The organism is Rhizobium sophoriradicis, assembly GCF_003939025.1.
GTDB classification, from domain to species: Bacteria; Pseudomonadota; Alphaproteobacteria; order Rhizobiales; family Rhizobiaceae; genus Rhizobium; species Rhizobium sophoriradicis.
The window spans coordinates 240,331-261,159 of record NZ_RQIH01000007.1 but is presented as its reverse complement, the minus strand read 5'-3'; the positions used below and the strand labels follow the sequence as shown (position 1 = coordinate 261,159).

Annotated in this window: 20 protein-coding genes; 10 read left to right on the top strand and 10 right to left on the bottom strand. The window is 62.5% G+C overall.

Annotation, left to right across the window (positions count from 1 at the left end):
* Window positions 1-219: 219 nt before the first annotated feature.
* Window positions 220-1,242 carry a class I fructose-bisphosphate aldolase gene (locus EFR00_RS14005; RefSeq protein ID WP_077990551.1) on the top strand — a complete coding sequence of 341 codons (1,023 nt, stop codon included), beginning with the start codon at window positions 220-222 and terminating at the stop codon, window positions 1,240-1,242.
* A 550-nt stretch (window positions 1,243-1,792) separates the two neighbouring features.
* On the top strand, window positions 1,793-2,716 hold the full coding sequence (locus EFR00_RS14000) for a PhzF family phenazine biosynthesis protein (RefSeq protein ID WP_077990553.1): 924 nt from the start codon (window positions 1,793-1,795) through the stop codon (window positions 2,714-2,716).
* Between the two features lie 22 nt (window positions 2,717-2,738).
* Here EFR00_RS14000 and EFR00_RS33020 read toward each other — a convergent pair whose 3' ends face one another.
* Window positions 2,739-2,903 carry a hypothetical protein gene (locus EFR00_RS33020; RefSeq protein ID WP_009996623.1) on the bottom strand — a complete coding sequence of 55 codons (165 nt, stop codon included), beginning with the start codon at window positions 2,901-2,903 and terminating at the stop codon, window positions 2,739-2,741.
* A 172-nt stretch (window positions 2,904-3,075) separates the two neighbouring features.
* On the opposite strand from EFR00_RS33020, the gene EFR00_RS13995 reads away from it, so the two are divergent.
* The 3 genes from EFR00_RS13995 to rcdA all read left to right on the top strand — a co-directional run bounded on the left by EFR00_RS13995 (window position 3,076) and on the right by rcdA (window position 5,610).
* On the top strand, window positions 3,076-4,356 hold the full coding sequence (locus EFR00_RS13995; RefSeq protein WP_009996625.1) for an MFS transporter: 1,281 nt from the start codon (window positions 3,076-3,078) through the stop codon (window positions 4,354-4,356).
* 155 nt (window positions 4,357-4,511) lie between these two features.
* Entirely contained in the window at window positions 4,512-4,703 is a 192-nt protein-coding gene (locus EFR00_RS13990; RefSeq protein WP_077990557.1) for a DUF1192 domain-containing protein, read from the top strand.
* Between the two features lie 391 nt (window positions 4,704-5,094).
* On the top strand, window positions 5,095-5,610 hold the full coding sequence (gene rcdA, locus EFR00_RS13985; RefSeq protein ID WP_004679442.1) for a protease adaptor protein RcdA: 516 nt from the start codon (window positions 5,095-5,097) through the stop codon (window positions 5,608-5,610).
* Between the two features lie 140 nt (window positions 5,611-5,750).
* Here the strand turns inward: rcdA and rpmE are convergent, their stop codons facing one another.
* Window positions 5,751-5,972: a 50S ribosomal protein L31 gene (gene rpmE, locus EFR00_RS13980; protein WP_009990270.1), complete on the bottom strand. Its 222-nt coding sequence runs from the start codon at window positions 5,970-5,972 to the stop codon at window positions 5,751-5,753.
* Window positions 5,973-6,164: 192 nt separating this feature from the next.
* Between rpmE and EFR00_RS13975 the strand changes: the two genes are divergently transcribed.
* The 5 genes from EFR00_RS13975 (at window position 6,165) to EFR00_RS13950 (ending at window position 11,385) form a co-directional block, all read left to right on the top strand.
* Window positions 6,165-7,967: an ABC transporter transmembrane domain-containing protein gene (locus EFR00_RS13975; protein WP_077990560.1), complete on the top strand. Its 1,803-nt coding sequence runs from the start codon at window positions 6,165-6,167 to the stop codon at window positions 7,965-7,967.
* Window positions 7,968-8,109: 142 nt separating this feature from the next.
* Window positions 8,110-9,102, top strand: coding sequence for a Bug family tripartite tricarboxylate transporter substrate binding protein (locus tag EFR00_RS13970; protein ID WP_077990561.1), 993 nt, complete (start codon window positions 8,110-8,112; stop codon window positions 9,100-9,102).
* A gap of 248 nt (window positions 9,103-9,350) precedes the next feature.
* On the top strand, window positions 9,351-9,539 hold the full coding sequence (locus EFR00_RS13960) for a YegP family protein (RefSeq protein ID WP_009990299.1): 189 nt from the start codon (window positions 9,351-9,353) through the stop codon (window positions 9,537-9,539).
* Between the two features lie 249 nt (window positions 9,540-9,788).
* Complete coding sequence (locus EFR00_RS13955; RefSeq protein WP_077990563.1) at window positions 9,789-10,127, top strand: YciI family protein; 339 nt, start codon at window positions 9,789-9,791, stop codon at window positions 10,125-10,127.
* Between the two features lie 7 nt (window positions 10,128-10,134).
* Window positions 10,135-11,385 carry an RNA polymerase sigma factor gene (locus EFR00_RS13950; RefSeq protein ID WP_077990573.1) on the top strand — a complete coding sequence of 417 codons (1,251 nt, stop codon included), beginning with the start codon at window positions 10,135-10,137 and terminating at the stop codon, window positions 11,383-11,385.
* Here EFR00_RS13950 and EFR00_RS13945 read toward each other — a convergent pair whose 3' ends face one another.
* The 8 genes from EFR00_RS13945 to EFR00_RS13910 form a co-directional block, all read right to left on the bottom strand.
* A complete protein-coding gene (locus tag EFR00_RS13945; protein WP_038691162.1) occupies window positions 11,386-12,417 on the bottom strand; it encodes a peptidoglycan -binding protein in 1,032 nt (343 codons plus the stop codon).
* Between the two features lie 2 nt (window positions 12,418-12,419).
* Window positions 12,420-13,523, bottom strand: coding sequence for a MotA/TolQ/ExbB proton channel family protein (locus tag EFR00_RS13940; RefSeq protein WP_038691164.1), 1,104 nt, complete (start codon window positions 13,521-13,523; stop codon window positions 12,420-12,422).
* A gap of 112 nt (window positions 13,524-13,635) precedes the next feature.
* On the bottom strand, window positions 13,636-14,436 hold the full coding sequence (locus tag EFR00_RS13935) for an inositol monophosphatase family protein (RefSeq protein ID WP_077990575.1): 801 nt from the start codon (window positions 14,434-14,436) through the stop codon (window positions 13,636-13,638).
* Between the two features lie 198 nt (window positions 14,437-14,634).
* Entirely contained in the window at window positions 14,635-15,732 is a 1,098-nt protein-coding gene (locus EFR00_RS13930) for a protein-glutamate methylesterase/protein-glutamine glutaminase (protein WP_077990577.1), read from the bottom strand.
* 71 nt (window positions 15,733-15,803) lie between these two features.
* Complete coding sequence (locus EFR00_RS13925; protein ID WP_038691170.1) at window positions 15,804-16,661, bottom strand: CheR family methyltransferase; 858 nt, start codon at window positions 16,659-16,661, stop codon at window positions 15,804-15,806.
* 29 nt (window positions 16,662-16,690) lie between these two features.
* Complete coding sequence (locus EFR00_RS13920; RefSeq protein ID WP_009996542.1) at window positions 16,691-17,167, bottom strand: chemotaxis protein CheW; 477 nt, start codon at window positions 17,165-17,167, stop codon at window positions 16,691-16,693.
* A 2-nt stretch (window positions 17,168-17,169) separates the two neighbouring features.
* Window positions 17,170-18,978: a methyl-accepting chemotaxis protein gene (locus EFR00_RS13915; protein ID WP_077990851.1), complete on the bottom strand. Its 1,809-nt coding sequence runs from the start codon at window positions 18,976-18,978 to the stop codon at window positions 17,170-17,172.
* Window positions 18,979-19,181: 203 nt separating this feature from the next.
* Window positions 19,182-20,816, bottom strand: a complete 1,635-nt coding sequence (locus tag EFR00_RS13910) for a methyl-accepting chemotaxis protein (protein WP_425376253.1) — start codon at window positions 20,814-20,816, stop codon at window positions 19,182-19,184.
* Window positions 20,817-20,829 lie beyond the last annotated feature (13 nt).

Genomic DNA, 20,829 nt, shown 5'->3' with positions numbered 1-20,829 from the left:
GCTAAGGCAATTTGGCAGGTTTTACATGTGGATAGACCGCGGTGGCGAGGAGCCTTCCGCGGTCTTTTGCCCAAGGGCTGGAAAAAATCCCATTTTTCAAACGATTGAATTGATTTCAATCGTTTCAATGACTTAGCCTTCCATTTTCCTCACTATAAACTTCTGTTATCGCCGTCCTATATTCTTAAACCGCCGATGTTAACGCTGTGGAGAGATCGAATGAGCGAACGACTGGAAGACATTGCAGTGCAGATGGTTGCGGGCGGCCGGGGACTGCTTGCGGCTGACGAATCGACCTCCACCATCAAGAAGCGTTTCGACACGATCAATCTCGAATCGACCGAAACCAGCCGCCGCGACTACCGCGAGATGCTCTTCCGCTCCGACGAGGCGATGAAGAAATATATCTCCGGCGTCATCCTTTTCGAAGAGACGCTTTTCCAGAAGGCCGCCGACGGCACGCCTTTCGTCGACATCATCCGCGCTGCCGGTTCCATTCCCGGCATCAAGGTCGATACCGGCGCCAAGCCGATGGCCAAATTCCCCGGCGAAACCATCACCGAAGGCCTCGACGGCCTCGGCGAGCGCCTTGCCCGCTATTATGAAGCCGGCGCCCGCTTCGCAAAATGGCGCGGCGTCATCGCCATCTCGTCCTCGCTGCCGACCCGCGGCTCGGTCCGTGCCAACGCTCAGGCGCTCGCCCGCTATGCAGCTCTCTGCCAGGAAGCCAAGATCGTACCGATCGTCGAGCCGGAATGCCTGATGGACGGCAAGCCGGGCGACCACAATATCGACCGCTGCGCCGAAGTAACCGAATCCACCCTGCGCATCGTCTTCGAAGAACTGGCCGAAGCCCGCGTCAGCCTCGAAGGCATGATCCTGAAGCCGAATATGGTCATCGACGGCAAGAACGCCCGCAAGGCATCGGTCGAGGAAGTTGCCGAGCGCACCGTCCGGGTGCTGAAGCGCACGGTTCCCTCTGCGGTTCCCGGCATCGCCTTCCTTTCCGGCGGCCAGACGACGGAAGAAGCGACTGCCCACCTTTCCGCCATCAACGGCCATGACCTGCCCTGGCTCGTCACTTTCTCCTATGGCCGCGCCCTGCAGGACAGCGCCCTCAAAACCTGGAACGGCAAGCCGGAAAATGTCGCCGCCGGCCAGCGCGAATTCACCCACCGCGCCGAGATGAACAGCCTCGCCGCCAAGGGCAGCTGGAAGAAAGACCTGGAACAGGCCGCCTGATTTTGGACTTGGGATTCGGGCAGGGGCAGCGAACGCAGCGTTGCCGCTCCCGCCCGGTCCCCTCGCCTTCCTCATTCCTGTGCACCTTAGGGCTTCGCCCAACGGAGGTCACAGGAGGGAGCATATGGTGAGTGCCGGCCGAATGAAGCACCCGTTGCGGTGTGCCTGTGTACGCCGGCCGCGAGTTTGGCGAGAACGCCAACCTCACCCTCCGTCATCCCAGGCCTTGAGCCTGGGATCCATGCGACTGCTGCTGACGGATGCGGTGTGGATACTCGGCTCAAGGCAAGCTCAAGGCAAAGCATGACGGACCGTGGGGTCGGCACGAGAAACCATTCACAGCGCACGCCCGTGTCAGCGACGCCATCCGCTGGCGAAACCAGACAATGTCACGGCCTCAACTGACTTGTGAGGGGAGCTTGGAGAGACGCCGGGGACAATAAGTTCGGCGCGTAAGACGCTTCCCTCTCATTGTCACGGCGACAAGAAACCACTTCATTCCCTTAAGAACCATGCTTACTCATAACGGCCCGTCACCACTGGAGCCGCCATGAACACCCTCTCCTACGTCACCGTCGACGTCTTCACGTCCACCCGCTTCGAGGGCAATCCGCTTGCCGTCATTTCCGATGCCCGGGGCTTGAGCGATGCGGCGATGCAGAAGATCGCCACCGAGTTCAACTATTCCGAAGTCACCTTCGTCCTGCCGCCGGAAGATCCGCGGAATTCGGCCCGCGTGCGCATCTTCACGCCGACGATGGAAATACCCTTCGCCGGCCATCCGAATGTCGGCACCGCCTATGTGCTCGGCCGGCAGGCGGAGATCTTCGGCAAGCCGGTCGGCGACAGGCTGCGCTTCGAGGAAAAGGCCGGCATCGTCGAAGTCGACCTGAAACGCAGCCACGGACAGATCGAGGCCACCGCCATCCGCGCGCCGCGGCCGCTGACGGTCGGCGATACTATTGCCGAGGAAACCGTCGCCCGTTGCATCTCGCTCGATCCCAGCGCCGTCGTCACCACCACCCACGCGCCGGTCTTTGCCTCCGTCGGCCTGAATTTCGCCGTCGCCGAATTGAAGGGGCTCGAAACCCTGGCCGCCGCCCGCCCGAACCTCGCCGGCTTCCAGGCGGCCGCAGGCCGCCATACGACGAGCGGCCACGACTTCTCGCTCTTTGTCTATGCCAGATCGGCCGAGAACCCGTGGAACATTCGCGCCCGCATGTTCGCGCCCCTCGACAACGTGCCCAAGGACCCGGCCACCGGCAGCGCTTCGGCCGCACTCGGCGCCTATCTCGTGTCGCTTGCGCCGGAAGCCGATATGGACGTCCGCATCACCATCGAACAAGGCGTTGAAATGGGCCGCCGCAGTATCATTGCCCTTGATGTCGTGAAATCGCGGGGCATCGTCACCGATGTCGTCATCTCGGGACGCTGCGTTTCCGTCATGCGCGGAGAAATCATCCTGCAGGACTGACGATCCGGGATGGAGTGCGGGCTTACATCAGGAAGTCGCGCGACAAGAGCGCCACGGCCCAGACACCGAAGGCGATGAGCGCGATCTTCCAGAAATCCATGCGCCGCCGGAGGCCGGGGAACCCGAGCGGCTTGATCACCTGTATCGCCATGGCAAGCATGAGCAGCAAGGCTATCAGCTTTGTCATGCTTTATTTTTTCCGTTTTTCGGAATGTCACAGGACGGACATTTTTCCGCGCGAACAAGAGGATCTCGACACGCCGTAAAGAGATTCCGGGGCACAATCAATCATCTTGAGGCTGGCCAGACGCAGGTCTCGCCTTATGTCCGTTTACAATTGCTGAGACCGAGCTGGGGAAATGAAGAGAAATCTGCTGTCCGTCGCCGCGTTGCTGTTTGGCACGCTCTTCCTTTTCATGGGCAACGGCCTACAGGGCATCCTGCTCCCGGTGCGCGGTAATATCGAAGGATATACCACGACAACGCTCGGCCTGCTTGGCACCTCATGGGCCGGCGGCTTCGTCATCGGCTGCCTGGTGGCGCCGAAACTGGTGCGCCGCGTCGGCCATGTCAGAGCCTTTTCCGGCTTCATCTCGATCATCGCCATCATCGCGCTGGTGAGCGGCATCATCATCGATCCAATCTGGTGGGTGGTCCTGCGCACCGTCACCGGTTTCTCCACTGCCGGCACGTCGATGATCATCGAAAGCTGGCTGAACGAGCGTGCGAGCAACGAAAGCCGCGGCGCAATATTCTCCCTCTACATCTGCATCACGCTGATCGGCGTCGTCGCCGGCCAGATGATGATCCCGCTCGAGGACGTGCGTACGCCGGTGCTGTTCATGATCTGCGGCATATTCTATTGCATCGCCATGCTGCCGACGACGCTTTCGACCGCCGCCTCGCCGCAGCCGCTGAAGGCCGTTCGCCTCGACCTGCCGGCGCTCTACCGCAATTCGCCCGTCTCCTGCCTCGGCATCCTGCTCGTCGGCATCGCCAACGGCGCCTATGGCACGCTGGGCGCCGTCTTCGGAGCCGGCGCCGGTCTTTCCGACACCAGCATCGCCGTCATGATGAGCGCCACCATCTTCGCCGGCGCCATGATGCAGCTGCCGGCCGGCCGACTTTCCGATCGGATCGACCGGCGCTACGTGCTCGCCGCCATGTCGGCGATCGCCGCCCTCGCCGGCCTGCTGATCTTCATGCTCCACCCGACATCGCCCGCCTTGCTGATCGGGTTGGTTGTCCTTTACGGCGCGGTGGCCAATACGCTCTACCCGATCGCCGTCGCTCACGCGAACGACTTCGCGGCATCGGAGGATTTCGTCAAGGTCTCCGGCGGACTGCTGCTGCTCTACGGCATCGGCACCGTCATAGGCCCGACGCTCGGCGGCCCCGTGATGTCGGTCATCACCCCGCACGCGCTGTTCCTGGTCACCGCCGTCGCCCATGTGCTGATTACCGTTTATGCCATTATCAGAAGCCGCATCCGCGCCGCCGTCCCGGCCAGCGACCGCGACGCCTATACGACGATCCCGACCGGCACTTCGCCGATGCTGACGCCGCAAAGCATGTCGCTCGCCGATCGCGGCACCGGCAAGTCTCCCGAAAGCGGCGATTCCGCTGTAAAGTTCGGATAGAGCGTCCCGCAAACCGCGCCCGCGATTTGCTCCGTGGCTCGCCAAACCAGAAATGCTCTTGGTACGGGTGGACTTGCGCCAGATCGGCCTAAATCTCGATTCCGTATCGCCTGTATTTTCCGGCATCATGTTGCCAACAGCACGGAGGAGAACCAATGAGCTTTATCGATGACGACAGGCCGCAGAAGAAAACCGCCCACGAGGTCGGCGCCGATCTCTCCCTGCTGTCGGTGGATGAGCTGAAGGCACGGGTGGAATTGCTGAAAGCAGAGATCGCCCGGCTCGAAGCCGAAGCCGCCCTCAAAGCCTCCGGACGGCAGGCGGCTGAAAGCTTCTTCCGCTCATGATCGGTTAAAAGCCGCGAAAAACAAGACCATAGGCAGGCAAAATGAGCCTGCCTCAAGTCTTCATTCGGCACAATGTTAATAAATTATTAAGCTTTATAAGGTATTACTGTATTCATCCAGACTTTCTCTGGATTTCAGACAGTTTTCCACGCGGTGAATTGGTCTGATTTTTCTCCCTGTTTTACCTTGAGAGCCGCTTTTGCGGCTCTTCTTTTTGCTGCGGCCGGCGCATTTCCATGAAACTGTGGAGATTAACCCTTTCTTAAGAAACGGCTTGCGCATTTGCGCTAATGATACCATCTTAACGTCATAAAGACCGGACGCGGAAACTTTTCCGTCGGAGCCGGCGTTACCTGACCATAAGTAGCTGCGTGCAACAGGGACTATTGCGATGTCGGAAGTTGGATTGAACACGATCAGTTTTGCGGGCCGCGCGGCTGCATCCTCGCAGTTCAAGGCGCTTTATGCCGAAGGCATGTCGCTGGTCGAAGAGACCGCCGCCTATCTCGACGGCCAGGGCCGCGCAGCCTCCAAGGTTCTGCCGCGCATGGCGTCTGTCCTCTACGCCGCTGAATCGATGCGGCTGACCACCCGCCTGATGCAGATGGCCTCCTGGCTGCTGCTGCAGCGCGCCGTCAACAACGGCGAGATGTCCCGCGACCAGGTGCTGGCCGAAAAGAACAAGGTTCGCCTCGACGGCTTCAACGTCGACCGCGCCGCACCGGGCTGGGGCGATCTGCCGGAATCCTTCCGCGATCTCGTCGAGCGCTCCCTGCGCCTGCAGAACCGCATCGCCTTGCTCGATCGCGAAATCTATCGTCCGGCCGAGGCCGTGATCGTCCACGATAATCAGAATAGCGTTCAGGCTCAGCTTTCCCTGCTGCAGACGGCTTTCGGCAACAACTGACTGGTTCCTGAGAGAATTCATATGTAACCGGCTGCGCTCCGCGCGGCCGGTTTTTTTGTTGCCGATGTGCCTCAGCATTCGTACAACGCAAAAAAGCCCGGCAAAGCCGAGCTCTTTCAAATTCCGTCGAGCAGAAGCGATTAGAGGCCGAGGCCGCCGAAACGCTTGTTGAACTTGGAGACGCGGCCGCCGCGGTCCATGAGCTGCTGGTTGCCGCCCGTCCAGGCCGGGTGCGACTTGGAATCGATCTCGAGATTCATGACAGCGCCTTCCGAACCCCAGGTCGAGCGGGTTTCGTATTCGGTGCCATCAGTCATGACTACCTTGATCGTGTGATAGTCGGGATGGATGCCTGCCTTCATAACAATCTTCCTGCGATACCGGAGTTCAATTTGCCGCATGCAGTTGCGGCCACCGAACCGATTGAATAAATGAAGCCGCAGTCGTGATGGCTACGGCTTCCCATTAGGATGGCGTGCCTATACATGAAGGACGCCGGGATAACAAGTGCCAACAGGCCGCATTAGCGGGTCCTTGAGGCGATCGGAGACGTTTTGGCAGAACAGGCACAAGCTGGGGAAAACAAAAGGCGCTCGCTGCGTCCGCTTGGGCGGCTGACGCCTTATGTCATGCGCTATCGCGGCTTGGTGGCCGGAGCGCTGATTTCACTGGCGCTTGCTGCCATCACCTCACTGGCGCTGCCGCTCGCCGTGCGCCGCATGATCGATCATGGCTTCACCCAGTCCGATGGCCGCTTCATCAACAGCTACTTCGCCATGCTGATGGTCATGGCCATCGTGCTCGCGATCGCCAGCGCGCTACGCTACTATTTCGTCATCACCATTGGCGAGCGCATCGTCGCCGATCTTCGCCGCGATGTCTTTGCCCATGTGACACGGCTGTCGCCCTCCTTCTTCGACGTCAACCAGTCCGGCGAAATCATCTCGCGGCTGACGGCCGACACGACGCAAATCAAATCCGCCGTCGGCGCCACCGCCTCGGTAGCGCTCAGGAACCTCATCCTCTGTCTCGGCGCCATGGGCATGATGGTCGTCACCTCGCCGAAACTTTCCAGCCTCGTCATCGGGGCGATCCCGCTGATCGTCTTCCCGCTCGTCGCCTTCGGCCGCTCGGTGCGCAGGCGTTCCCGCGCCGCTCAGGATACGCTTGCCGAAGCCTCCGCCTTCGCCAACGAGACGATCGCCGCAACCCGCACGGTACAGGCTTTCAACGGCGAGGATGCCGCAGCGACGCGCTACGGCGGTGCCGTTGAATCCGCCTATGAGGCCGCCGGCGCCGCCATCCGCTCGCGCGCCTTGCTGACGGGTATCGCCATCACGCTGATTTTCGGCAGCGTCGTCGCTGTGCTCTGGGTCGGCGCTCACAGCGTCCTTGCCGGCACGCTTTCGGCCGGCACGCTCGGTCAGTTCCTGCTCTATGCCGTCATCTCCGCCGGATCGCTCGGCGCACTGTCGGAGGTCTGGGGCGAACTCTCGCAGGCGGCCGGCGCTGCCGACCGTCTGACCGAGCTTCTCGACGAGGTCTCGCCGATCGCCGCCCCTGCCAGCCCCGAAGCCCTGCCCTCGCCCAGCCGCGGCCGCGTCGAATTTTCCGGCGTGCATTTCGCCTATCCCTCGCGCCCCGGCAAATCGGCATTGCACGGCTTAAGCTTTGCGATCGCGCCCGGCGAGACCGTCGCCATCGTCGGCCCCTCAGGCGCCGGCAAGAGCACCGTCTTTTCGCTGCTGCTGCGCTTTTACGACCCGCAGCAGGGCAGCGTGACGATCGACGGCGTCGACGCGCGGCTGACGACACCGGACGAGTTGCGCCAGCGCATTGCCATCGTGCCGCAGGACGTCACCATCTTTGCCGCTTCGATCCATGACAACATCGCCTTCGGCCGCCCCGGCGCCTCGCCAGAGGAGGTCCGCGCCGCAGCCCTTGCCGCCCAGGCCGACGAGTTCATATCCCGGCTGGAGAGCGGCTATGAGACCGAGGTCGGCGAACGCGGCGTCACCCTGTCGGGCGGCCAGCGGCAGCGCATCGCCATTGCCCGCGCCATCCTGAAGAACGCGCCCGTACTGTTGCTCGACGAGGCGACGTCTGCCCTTGACGCCGAAAGCGAGACCCTGGTGCAGAAGGCGCTCGACGGGCTGGTCGATGGCCGCACGACGCTCGTCATCGCCCATCGCCTGGCCACCGTCTTGAAGGCCGACCGCATCCTCGTCATGGACCAGGGCCGCGTCGTCGAGGAAGGCACGCATCAGAGCCTGATCCGCCACGGCGGCATCTATGCGCGGCTGGCGCGGCTGCAGTTCGACGCCGCGAACGAAGATGTACTCGCCGCCGCGAAATAGCCGACAGCCGCTTTTCTGAGGACAGCAACTAAAGTCTGACCTCTCTTGAACCTTCTCGCGGTTGTCTTTCGCGCCGCCCGCCCTACCCTCTTCATGCCCCTGGGTAGGGGATGGTTGTTGAAATCCTTGGGAGGAGATAGGAATGGCGCTTTCCGATATGACGCGACGCACGGGCCTTGCGCTCGCTTTCGGCCTGGCTGCAACGCTCGGTCTCGGCACGGCTTCCGTTGCCGCGGATTTTCCGGATCGCGCGATCACCATGGTCGTGCCCTTCGCGGCCGGCGGCTCGACCGACGTCGTCGCCCGTATCGTCGCGCAGAAGATGTCGGAGGATCTCGGCCAGCAGGTGATCGTCCAGAATGTCGCCGGCGCCGGCGGCAATCTCGGCGCCGGCAACGTCGCCCGCGCCGACCCCGACGGCTACACCATTCTAATGGGCACGGTCGCAACCCACGCCCTCAATCCGCTGATCCTCAAATCGACCCCCTATGATCCCGAGAAGGATTTCGCGCCGGTCTCGCTGCTCGTCGTCGTGCCGAACGTGCTGGTCGTCAATCCGGAACTGCCGGCAAAGACAGTGCCGGAACTGATCGCGCTCCTGAAGGCCGAGCCCGACAAATACAGTTACGCCTCGTCGGGCAACGGCACGCCGCTGCATCTGTCCGGCGAACTGTTCAAGAGTATGGCCGGCGTCAGCATGCAGCACATCCCCTATAAGGGCGCCGGCCCCGCCTTGAACGATGTCATCGGCAATCAGGTGCCGATCATGTTCGACAACCTGCCCTCGTCGTCCAGCCACATAAAGGCTGGCACGCTGAGGGCGCTGGCGGTGACGACGGCTGAGCGCGCACCCTCCTTCCCCGACGTGCCGACGGTCGCGGAATCCGGCATTCCAGGCTATGAGACCTATACTTGGAACGCCCTCTTCGCGCCGGCAAAGGCGCCGAGCGAGGTGGTAACGCGCCTCAACGCCTCGGCCAAGAAGGCGCTCGCCGATCCCGCCGTTGCCGAACGGATGAAGGAGTTCAGCGCCACCATTGTCGGCTCCACGCCGGAGGAACTCGCAGCCCATGTGAAAGCCGAGCTCGCCAAATGGGGGCCGGTCGTCAAGGGCGCGAACATCCAGATGGAATGACGCGGCGGCGTTCGCCGCACATCACGGGCGGCCAATGGAAACCATGTTGATGGACGCTGCCGCGCGGCATGTCTTCCACGCACAAGAAAGCGCGCCGACCTGGCGCATCATGCTTTGCGAAAATCGACGACGATTTTCGGGCGATTGCGTCAGGCACCCCAATTCTCATTAAGGTAGTGGAAAAGCTCGCCATTTTGCTCTAGCCTCCTCAATGCTGATGGTACAATTCAGCGTTTCGGGAGACATCCATGTACAAATTCGAAGTTTACAAGGATAAATCAGGCGAATTCCGCTTCCGCTTCAAGGCATCGAACGGGGAAACCATGTTCCTGTCCGAAGGCTACAAGGCGAAGGCCTCGGCCATGAGTGCCATTGAATCCATCAAGAAGAACACGCCAGGCGCCGACATCGTCGATCAGACGAAGGCCGAAGCCTGAGCAGGACGGCACGGGCGGCGTGAGCGCCGCCCTGCCTTTTTGCGCCCTTGAGCGGCGCTGGTGCCTTTGAGCCCGGCTCACCCGCGTTCGGATTTCCGGCGCCGTTTCCTTTTTCAAGTATTTTTCAAAGCCATGTCGAAAGGACCGCCGCTCGCGCCTCATTGTCTCGGAACGGCTGAGCCGCTCTACCAGGCATAAAGGCTTTCGTCGGCCTGCCTGGAAGGCCAACAACGAGATCAGGAGTTTTCCATGCAATATGCTCTCATCATTCGCGAAGCCCCCGAAGATTTCGCCCGCCGCAGCGATCCTGCCTATCGCGACGGTTGGGTCGCCTACAGCAAGGCGCTCGCGCAGGCAGGAATCATGACCGGCGGCGCCGGCCTGACAGCCCCTGATACCGGCACGATCCTGCGCCGCAAAGGCGAGGATCACGATGTCCAGGACGGTCCCTATCCGGAAGGCAAGGAACAGCTCGGCGGCTTCTATCTGATCGAGGTCCCAGATATCGATACCGCGCTGGAATGGGCGACCCGCGTTCCGATCTCCGACAAGGGCTCGGTCGAGGTGCGCCCGCGCCTGCAGATGTGAGGCGGCAATGTCCGCCAATGCCGGACGCGCCGCCGAACAGGTAGCGCGTCAGTCTTACGGCAAGCTGATCGCCTTTCTCGCCGCCCGCTCGCGTGACGTGCCGGCGGCGGAAGACGCATTGTCGGAGGCGCTGGCTTCGGCCTTACGCGTCTGGCCGGAGCGCGGCATTCCTGGCAATCCGGAAGCCTGGCTGCTGGTCGCCGCTCGCCGCAACCTCATGCAGGCGGCCCGCCACCGCATCGTCGCGGCCAACGCCCAAACGACGATATCGCTCGCCTTCGAGGAAGCGGAGGAGCGCATGAACGAGGCTGGCAATTCCGTTTTTCCCGATGAGCGGCTGAAGCTGCTCTTTGCCTGTACCCACCCTGCCATCGACAGCTCCGTGCATACGGCGCTGATGCTGCAGACGGTTCTCGGCATCGAGGCGAGAACCGTCGCACGGGCCTTCGTCGTTTCGCCGCAAGCGATAAGCCAGCGGCTGGTGCGGGCCAAGGTGAAGATCCGTGATGCCGGCATTCCCTTCGCCGTTCCGCCTCGGCCCGCCCTGCCGGAGCGGCTGGCCGCCGTGCTCTCGGCAATCTACGTTGCCTACGGCCTCGGATGGGATGGCCTTGACGGCGAGGAGGCGCACCAGTCGCTTGCCGCCGAAGCGATCTGGCTCGGCCGGGCGCTGCTGACGGTGCTGCCGGACGAGCCGGAAGCGATCGGCCTCCTGTCGCTGATGCTTCACTGCGAAGCCCGCCGTGATGCCCGACGCGACGGTGAGGGCCGATATGTGCCGCTGGACGAGCAGGACACGGCAGCCTGGAACGCGATCATGATCGCCGAGGCAGACGCATTGCTGCGCAAGGCCGGGGGCTTCGAGCGTTTCGGCCCCTTTCAGTGTCAGGCGGCAATTCAATCCGTGCATGCGGCGCGCCGCCTTTCCGGGTCGACCGACTGGCAGGCGCTGACGACGCTCTATGCCGCGCTGCTGGAGATGAAGCCGACGCTCGGCGCCCGCGTCGCCGAGGCGGCGGTGATCGGCAGGGCCTCGAGCGCCGCCGAAGGCCTCGACCGGCTCGACAGGATCGATCCGCGCGCCATCGCGGCTTATCAGCCCTACTGGGCGGTGCGTGCCTTTCTTCTGGCACGGGCCGGCGACAATACCGCCGCGGCCGACGCCTACGTGACAGCGATAGGCCTCAGCGACAGTCCCGCCGTTCGCGCCTTTCTCGCCGACCGGCTCGAGGAGTGCCGGCAGACAATATCAAGCTGATTATTTCTCGGTCAGCTTCAACTCGATGCGGCGGTTGGTGGCGCGCGCCTCCGGCGTATCGCCGGGTGCGATCGGCTGGAACTCGCCGAAGCCGGCGGCAACGAGCCGATCGGCCGGCACGCCTTGACCGATCAGGAACTTGACGACCGACGTCGCACGCGCCGAGGAAAGCTCCCAATTGTCGCGATACCGTCCCGTTCCGCCGAGCGGCACGTTGTCGGTATGGCCGTCGACGCGCAGCACCCAGTTGATTTCAGGCGGAATTTCCTTGGCGAGGTCGAGCAGGGCGGTCGCAAGCTTTGCCATCTCGGTCTGCCCCTCCGGATTGAGATCGGCGCCGCCTGAGGGAAACAGCACTTCCGATTGGAAGACGAACCGGTCACCGACGATGCGGATATTCTCGCGGTCCGAAAGGATCTCGCGCAGGCGGCCGAAGAAGTCGGAACGGTAGCGGTTCAGCTCCTGCACGCGTGCGGCGAGCGCCACGTTGAGGCGGCTGCCGAGATCGGCAATCTTGGTCTGCGAGACCCGGTCTTTCTCCTCCGACGCCTGAAGGGCTGCTTCGACGGCGGCGATCTGGCTGCGAAGTGCGGCGATCTGCTGGTTCAGCAGCTCGACCTGGCTGAGGGCCCGCTCGCTCACCTGTTTCTGCTCGTCGAGCTCCTGCGTCATCGCGCCGATCCGCTTCTGGGCCGCGTCCTGGCCGCCCGAACCAGCGTTCAGCAGCGCCTGCAGCCGTGAACGGTCGCCCTCGGCAGTGGCAAGCGAGGCCTGCAGGTTGGCGACCGAATCCTGGAGGTCCTGATTGCTGCCTTTTTCGAGCGCCAGAAGCTGCGTCAGTTCGTTGATCTGGCTGTTAAGGCGATTGAGCACCTCATCACGTCCGGTGATCTCGCGGCTTAGGATGAACTGCCCGACGACGAAGACCGTCAGCACGAACATGATCGAGATGAGCAGCGTCGACAGCGCGTCGACGAAACCCGGCCAATAGTCGACCGTGCGCTCGCGGCGGCGGTTGCGGGCAAGAGCCATGGCTACTTGCCCTCGCTCTTCTCTGTGTGGCTTGTGCGGTCGCGGTGGCGTTCGGCCTTGTCGCCGGCCCGCTCCTGCAGTCCGATGCGTTCGGCCAGCCGGTCGAGCGTGCGGCGCATTGCTTTGGCCTCGTCCTGCTGTGCCTCGATCCAGTCGCGCAGCATCTGCTGCTCGTTGCGCATGTTCTTGACGAGCCCCTGGATGCCTTCGGCAAGGCTCGCCATGGCGGCGACCGAGCGCTGGCTGCCGACGCCGCCCTCTTCGGAGGCCTTGCGCAGATATTCGGTGAGCGCACGCATGTCCTCCGAGGACGAGCCGGATACGGCGTCGAGCGCCGGCGCAAGATCGGAACCGACATCGGTAACGGAGGAGAGCCAGTTTTCCAGCTCCGTGTAGAAGCGGTTCTGCGCGCGGCCGGCCTGCAGGTCGAGGAAGCCAAGAATGAGCGAACCGGAAAGACCGAGCAGCGACGACGAGAAGGCCTGGCCCATGCCCGAAAGCGGCGCGGACAGCCCCTCCTTCAGTGCCGAAAGCACGTCCCCCGTACCGTTCGAACCGGCATCCAGCGATTGAATGACGTTGCTGATCGAACCGATCGTGCCGATGAGGCCCCAGAAGGTGCCGAGCAGGCCGAGGAAAACCAGGAGGGCGATCAGGTAGCGCGAGACGTCACGCGATTCATCGAGGCGCGTCGCGATCGAATCGAGGATCGAACGCAGCGCCGTCGTCGATAGCGCCAACGACGTCTTGCGATTGCCGATCAGAGCCCGCATCGGCGCCAGCAGCCGCGGATTGCGATTGACCTTGTCGGCGCTCCCGGCGGCGCGGAAGGAGTTGAACCAGCGCACTTCGGGGCGAAGCGCCAGCACGTGATTGAAAACAAGGATGATGCCGACCGCGAGAACGCCGACGATCAGGCCGTTGAGGCCTGGATTGTGCATGAAGGCGGTCTGCGTCTGCCGGAAGAGGATGGCGGCAATGAACCCGACGATGACGAGGAAAAGCAGCATCGTCCAAAGGAAGGGCATGGGACTCGAAAGCCTGTAGGCATAAGCGCCGGGAGTCTTTTCGGCGGAGCCGATCTCCGCCACATTCACATTTTCCATAGGTTCAGCAGCCTCCGAACTCATTGCTGGCGGAGACTAGAGCAACATTGTGCCGAATTGAAGTATCCGGAGGCGAAAACCGTGACTTTACAACAGCCGCGTTTTCCTTCGCCTACTTGGCGGGAATCGGTCGCTTGATGACCTCGATCAGTGCCTTGTGGATGTGCTCGTTGCCGGCGACGATCGCGCCACCCTCCAGAATGGCCGCTCCGCCGTCCCAATCGCTGGCAAAGCCGCCAGCTTCGCGGATGAGTAGGATGCCCGCCGCCATGTCCCAGGGTGCAAGCTCAGCTTCCCAGAAACCATCGAAACGTCCGGCGGCGACATAGGCGAGATCAAGCGTCGGCGAGCCCAGACGGCGAATACCCGCCACTTCGCCCATCACGTGGCGAAGCTCGACCAGGAATTTGCCGTGATTGCGCTTGCCGAGCGCCGGCACGCCGCAGCCGATGACGCAATCCGACAGCACCCGGCGCGCAGCGACGCGCAGGCGCCGGTCGTTGAGGAAGGCGCCGCCGCCGCGCTCGGCAGTATAGAGTTCGTCGGTCGCCGGATTGAACACGACGGCCGCAACGATCTCGCCGTTGCGTTCGAGCGCGATCGAGACGGCGAAGGCCGGGATGCCGTGCAGGAAGTTGGTGGTGCCGTCGAGCGGATCGACGATCCAGCGATGCGCGCCGTCGGTGCCCTTGATCTCCTCGCTCTCCTCACCAAGGAAACCATAAGTCGGGCGCGCCTTGAGCAGTTCTTCCCGAACCATCTTTTCGGCCTTGCGGTCGGCGGTGGACACGAAGTCGCCCGGTCCCTTCACCGAAACCTGCAGGTTCTGCACTTCGCCGAAATCACGCCCCAGCGTTTTTCCTGCCTTGAGGGCAGCCTGAACCATGACATTGAGAAGAGCTGAACGGGCCATCGGCGCATTTCCTTGGGACTGATACGGGACGCGCGCTGCCAGGGGCGGGAAATGTCCCTGAACATGCATGACAGGCAGCGCTGCAAAGATTGGCGGCCTCAAGACCACAAAATCGTGGAAATTTCAAGAGGAGGCGCGCAAGGCGGCCTGCCGGCCTGGAAACCGGCATTAATTCCGGCCGGATGTTCAAAACGGGTCTCAGAATTTCTGCTGCGTCATCATCACTTCGCGAGCGATCTGATCGAGCGGCAAGACGCGGTCGACGCCGCCTCTGGCGATCGCCTCCTTCGGCATGCCGAAAACAATCGAGCTCGCCTCGTCCTGCGCCACCGTGTAGGCGCCGGCCTGATGCATTTCCAGCATGCCGCGCGCGCCGTCATCGCCCATGCCGGTCATGATGATCCCCATGGCATTCGAGCCGGCGGACCGCGCCGCCGAGCGGAAGAGTACGTCGACAGAAGGCCTGTGGCGCGACACCAGCGGCCCCATCTTGACGCTGACATGGTAGCGCGCGCCCTGGCGTTCGAGCAGCATATGCTTGTCGCCGGGCGCAATCAGCACATGCCCGCGCAGCACCGGGTCACCGTCGACAGCTTCCTTGACCTCGACCTCGCAGAGGCCGTTCAGCCGTTTGGCGAAAGCGTCGGTGAATCTCTCCGGCATATGCTGGACGATCACCATGCCGGGCGCATTGGCCGGCAATTCCTCCAGGAATTCGCGCAGCGCCTCCGTGCCACCGGTGGAGGCGCCGACGCAGACGACCATCTCGGTCGTCTTCGCCATGGCCCGCCCCGTCGGCGGCGGCAGCATCGCATCCGCCGTCAGCTTTTTGGTCGGCCCGTCGGCCGAAGCCGAGCGGATCGTTCCGGCGGCGCGGCGGACGGTGGTAAGCCGTGCATGCGAGGCACTCTTGACGATTTCGCGAATGCGTATCGCATCATCGGAAAGACTGTCGGCGGCGCCGATCTTCGATTTCAGAATGACGTCGACGGCGCCGGCCTCCAGCGCCTGGATCAGCGTTTGCGACCCCGCTTCGGTCAGCGACGAGCACATCACGACGGGGATCGGCCGCTGCGCCATCAGCTTGCGCAGGAAAGTGATGCCGTCCATGCGCGGCATCTCGACATCGAGCGTGATGACGTCGGGGACCTCCTCCAGCAGCTTGCGCGCCGCCACGAAGGGATCGGAGGCCACCGCCATGATCTCGATATCGGGATCCTGCTCCAGCACATGCGTCAGCGTCTGACGGATGCTGGCGGAATCGTCGATGATGAGAACGCGGATTTTCTTAGCCATGAATGTCCGTAGAGCAATTCCAGGAAAAGTGTGAAGCGGTTTTCCCAGCCTCTTGCCGGGAATTGCGTACACTAGATACGCTGAAATACCGTGTTGGAAACCTGCTTCAATGGCAGATCGAAACCGGTGATCGATTCGGAATGGCCGATGAACATGTATCCGCCCTTCGCCAGGCAATCGCAGAGGCGGTTGAGCACGCCCGCCTGAGTCTGCTTGTCGAAGTAGATCAGCACATTGCGGCAGAAGATAACGTGCATCGGCTCGCCGATCGGATATTTCTCATCCATCAGGTTCATGCGGGCAAAACCGATTCTGCTGCGCAGTTTCGGCGTGATCCGCACCTCCCGCCGATCCGGCTGCTTGGCCGTCAGCACATATTTGCGCTGCAGGTCTCGCGGCACCGGCGCGATGAGATCTTCCGGATAAATACCCCGGCGCGCCGTCTGCAGCACGTCGGTGGAAAGATCGGTCGCCAGTACGCTGTAGGAGACGTCGTTGCGGCCTTCGGTGAATTCGGCCAGCACCATCGCCATCGTATAGGGTTCGGCTCCCGTAGAGCAAGCCGAACTCCAGGTGCGAATGGTGCGAACGCCGCTGCCGGCGATCACCGGCAGCGCCACGCTCTGCATATAGTCGAAATGTTTGGCTTCGCGAAAGAAGTCGGTCTTGTTCGTCGTCACCACGTCGATCAGGTAGACGGTTTCCTGGGCAAGACCGTCCTGATTGAACAGGAAGTCGCAATAATCGTCGAAGGTCGCATGATTGGTTGCCCGAAGGCGGCGCCTCAGCCGACCCTCGAGCATCGTCAGCTTGGTCGGCGGCATCTTGATGCCGCTATAGTCGTAGATGAACCGGGCAAGCCTGTCGAAATTGCGCTTGCTGATCCGGTCGCCCGGCAATTGGGTTTCCACCGCTGCTGCCATACTCATAAGACGCAGTACTCCGGGTTGACGCGCGGTCAGGCCGCCGATTGCAGTGCAGAGGCGTCCTCGCGCGACAGCAGCCGCGCGAGATCGATGATGACGACAAAGCCGTTTTCGCGGCGAACGACGCCGGCAATATAGTCCGAACGCCAGCGCACGCCGATATCGGGCGCCGCCTCGATCTGGTCACGCCGAAACGGCGTGACCTCGAAGACGCGGTCGGCAACGAGGCCGAGCGTGAGAAGCCGATTTTCCATCGGCACGTCGAGGACGAGCACCCGCGTATGCGGTGTCGGCTCGGTCTTCGTCATGCCGAGCTTCAGTCGAAGATCGATGGTCGGCACACCCTGCCCGCGCACATCGCGCAGGCCGAGCAGATAGTCGGGACCATTCGGAATCTTGAAAGCTTCCGCATAGTCGAGGATTTCCCGGACGACCTCGACCGGTACGGCGAAAATCTCCTCGCCGAGGCTGAAGGTCACGAATTGCGCTTCAAGAGATGTTGGAGCCATGATCAGGCGCTTTCCTTGAATTCGACGTCCCCGTCATCGGGACCGCCCATGGAGAGATCGAGAGCGAAGCCCTTTGCCCGCGCCTGCTGACCGGTGACGCTGTTGGCGGCGAGCTTCCTGCCGCCGAGGCTGCGGCCGGCGACGGGCGCCGAGCTGCGGACCGTCACCCTGGCGGTCGGCATACGGGTTTGGCGACCGCCTGTTGTATCGACCTTGAAGAAGGCGATCGACGTCTGCAGCTCTTCCGCCTGGCTCGCGAGTTCTTCCGAGGTCGCAGACATTTGCTCGGAGGCGCCGGCATTCTGCTGCGTCACCCGATCGAGCTGCTGGATCGCCTCGTTGATCTGGCCGGCACCGATATCCTGTTCGCGGCAGGCGGCGCTGATCTCCGAAACCAGCTCGGCCGTTTTACGGATATCGGGCACCAGCCGGCCGAGCATGTCGCCGGCATCCTGGGCGGCCTTGACCGTGTCGCTCGACATCGAACTGATTTCGGCGGCGGCCGATTGGCTGCGTTCGGCAAGCTTGCGCACTTCCGAAGCGACGACCGCAAACCCCTTGCCGTGTTCGCCGGCACGCGCTGCTTCCACCGCGGCGTTGAGCGCCAGTAGGTCCGTCTGGCGGGCGATTTCCTGGACGATGCCGATCTTCTCGGCGATGGTCCGCATCGCCTGTACGGCGCGCGAAACCGCTTCGCCGCTCATCTCCGCATCCTTGGCCGACTGACGGGCGATCTTTTCGGTCTGCGCGGCATTATCGGCGTTCTGCTTGATGTTGGCGGCCATCTGCTCCATCGAGGCGGAGGCCTCTTCGGCCGAAGCCGCCTGTTCGCTGGCGCCCTGCGATACTTGCTCCGAGCTTGCCGAAAGTTCCTGGCTGCCGGCCGAAACATTTTCTGCGGCCGTGATCGCATCCGCAACGACGCCGCGCAGGCGCTCGACCATCTGCTCGAGCGCGATGCCGAGCGTATCCTTCTCCGAGAGCGGCTTCGGGGACACCGTCAGGTCGCCGTCGGCGATCTGCCTGGCAATGCCGGCGGTGACGCGAAGATTATCCGTCATGACATTGATCGTGTTGACCAGATCCTTGATCTCGTCGTTGCTCCTGATCTCTACCTTCTGGTTCAGGTCGCCGATCGCCACAGCGCTGGCAACGTTCATGATCTTGCTGAGGCCGCTGTTGACCCCGAGCGCGATCCAAAGCGCTGCCCCGAAAGCAATGACGGAAGCCCCGATCGCTACACCGATCAGCGTATTCTTCGTCGAACTGTAGAGGATGTCGGTGTCATTATCGGCCTGGGCCATCGCTTTCTGCTGAAGCGTGACGAGCGTCTCGAAAACGTCTTCCAGCTCCAGGACGAGGCGGCGAACCTCTCCTGAGGACAGCGCCACGGCTCCTGCCCTGTCGCCGCCTTCCTGGATAGAGGCGACTCTGTTGGACCCTTCGTCGAAGCGTTTGGCGAGATCGAGCAGCCTGTCCCAACTCGGCTTGCCCTCAGGAGTTGCGAGCTGCTGGCCGCTTGTCACGAACGCGATCATTTCGTCTACGCTCTTCGCGGCATTCTGATAGTTCTTCCTGACCGCTTCGGGATCCATTTCGAGAAGGGCGTTCTTCTGCCAGCGAACGGCATCGAGCTCGGCGGTCTTTGCTTCCAGAGCGATTTCCAGCCTTTTAGCGGGACCGGAAATAAGGTTGCCGACGGCGTCGTTCAGTGAACCGAGGCTCAATATCCCATATGCCGCGCTGCCCACCAGCAACAATATGACAAAGCCGAATGCAGCCGCGAGTTTTAGTTTGATCGTAATACGCATCTCAATATCCCTCTCAGAGAGCGAAATATGGTCCAATTGGCGCGGCATCATGCAGCAAAGAAATTCCATCCGGCGAAAGCCGACGGCAGAAATGAATAAGCGTCCATATCGCTTCCCCAAGCGCCGAAAGCGCGTCGCGGGCCGTGCCAGCCGGCCCACAACAGTTATCGAAGGGGAACGCCTAAGCGTCCCCCGGGAAGGGCTCACGCGCTCTCCCGAAACTCGTCATCAGCGGTGTCGGGACCGCCCATCGACATGTCGAGGGCAAATCCTTTCACGCGCGCCTGCTGGCCGGCGACCGTATTGGCCGGTGCCTTGCCGCCCGTTTTGCGCGGTGCGGCTTGGACCCGGCTGCGAGCAGTGAGTTTCGCGGCCGGCGCGCGCTCGCGTTGCCCGCCCGTCGTGTCGACCTTGAAAAAGGCGATCGACGTCTGCAGCTCTTCCGCCTGGCTCGCGAGTTCTTCCGAGGTCGCAGACATTTGTTCGGAGGCGCCGGCATTCTGCTGCGTCACCTTATCGAGTTGCTGGATCGCCTCGTTGATCTGCGAGGCGCCGATATCCTGCTCGCGGCAGGCGGCGCTGATTTCGGAAACCAGCTCGGCCGTCTTGCGGATATCAGGCACCAAGCGGCCGAGCATCTCGCCGGCATCGGCTGCAGCCTTGACCGTGTCGCTCGACATCGAACTGATTTCGGCGGCGGCCGATTGGCTGCGTTCGGCAAGCTTGCGCACTTCGGAGGCGACGACTGCAAACCCCTTGCCGTGTTCGCCGGCACGTGCTGCTTCCACCGCGGCGTTGAGCGCCAGCAGGTCGGTCTGGCGGGCGATTTCCTGGACGATGCCGATTTTCTGAGCGATTGTACGCATGGCGTCGACAGCACGCGTCACCGCCTCGCCGCTCGCTTCCGCATCCTTGGCCGACTGACGGGCGATCTTCTCCGTCTGGGCGGCATTGTCGGCGTTCTGCTTGATGTTGGCGGCCATCTGCTCCATCGAGGCGGAGGCCTCTTCGGCGGAAGCCGCCTGCTCGGTGGCGCCCTGCGATACCTGTTCCGAACTTGCCGAGAGCTGCTGGCTACCGGAAGAGACGTTATCGGCAGCCGACAAGGCGTCGGCGACGACGCCGCGCAGGCGTTCGATCATCGTGTTGACGTTGCCGAGAAGCTCGCCGATTTCGTCGTGGCTGGTGATATCGGCCATCTTGGTCAGATCGCCTTCAGACACTTCGCGAACCACGGTGTTGGCGCGTTTGAGGCCCTTGCTGATCGTGCTGGCGATCCAGAAGGCGGTAATCGCGGCAATCAGCAGTGCAACGGTGGCAACGGCGATCATCGTCGTGCGTGTCGTCGTATACTGCGCGTCGGCATCGGCGTCGGCGGCCTTCATGCGCTGTTTTTCCAGCGCCAGAATCTCGGCCAGTGTCGCGTCGATATCATTGGCGGCCGCACGCGCTGCGGTGATGGAGACCGTGTTTGCGCCGTCCGCATTGCCGGCCTTCAGGTAGTCACGGATCTGGTCGTCGGCCGCGTTGAAGGATTTGGAAAAGTCGGCGATACGCGCCCAACGCGCCTTGCCTTCTTCCGTGGCGAGCGTCAGCACTTGATTGAAGGCGTCACTGAAGTCCTTGCGCGCCTGGTTGCCTTTTTCAATTGCCGCGGCGGCTTCATCGGCGCCGCGGGCGGTGAGCAGGTTCTTCTGTTGGCGGATGGCTTCGAGCTGCGCGATGTTGATCTGCTGCGCAAGGTCGAGGCGGGCCGCCGGACCGGCAAGAAGATTGCCGATCGTATCGTTCAGCGATCCAAGGCTGAAAATTCCATAAGCGGCGGTGCCCAATAACATCAGAATGATGAAG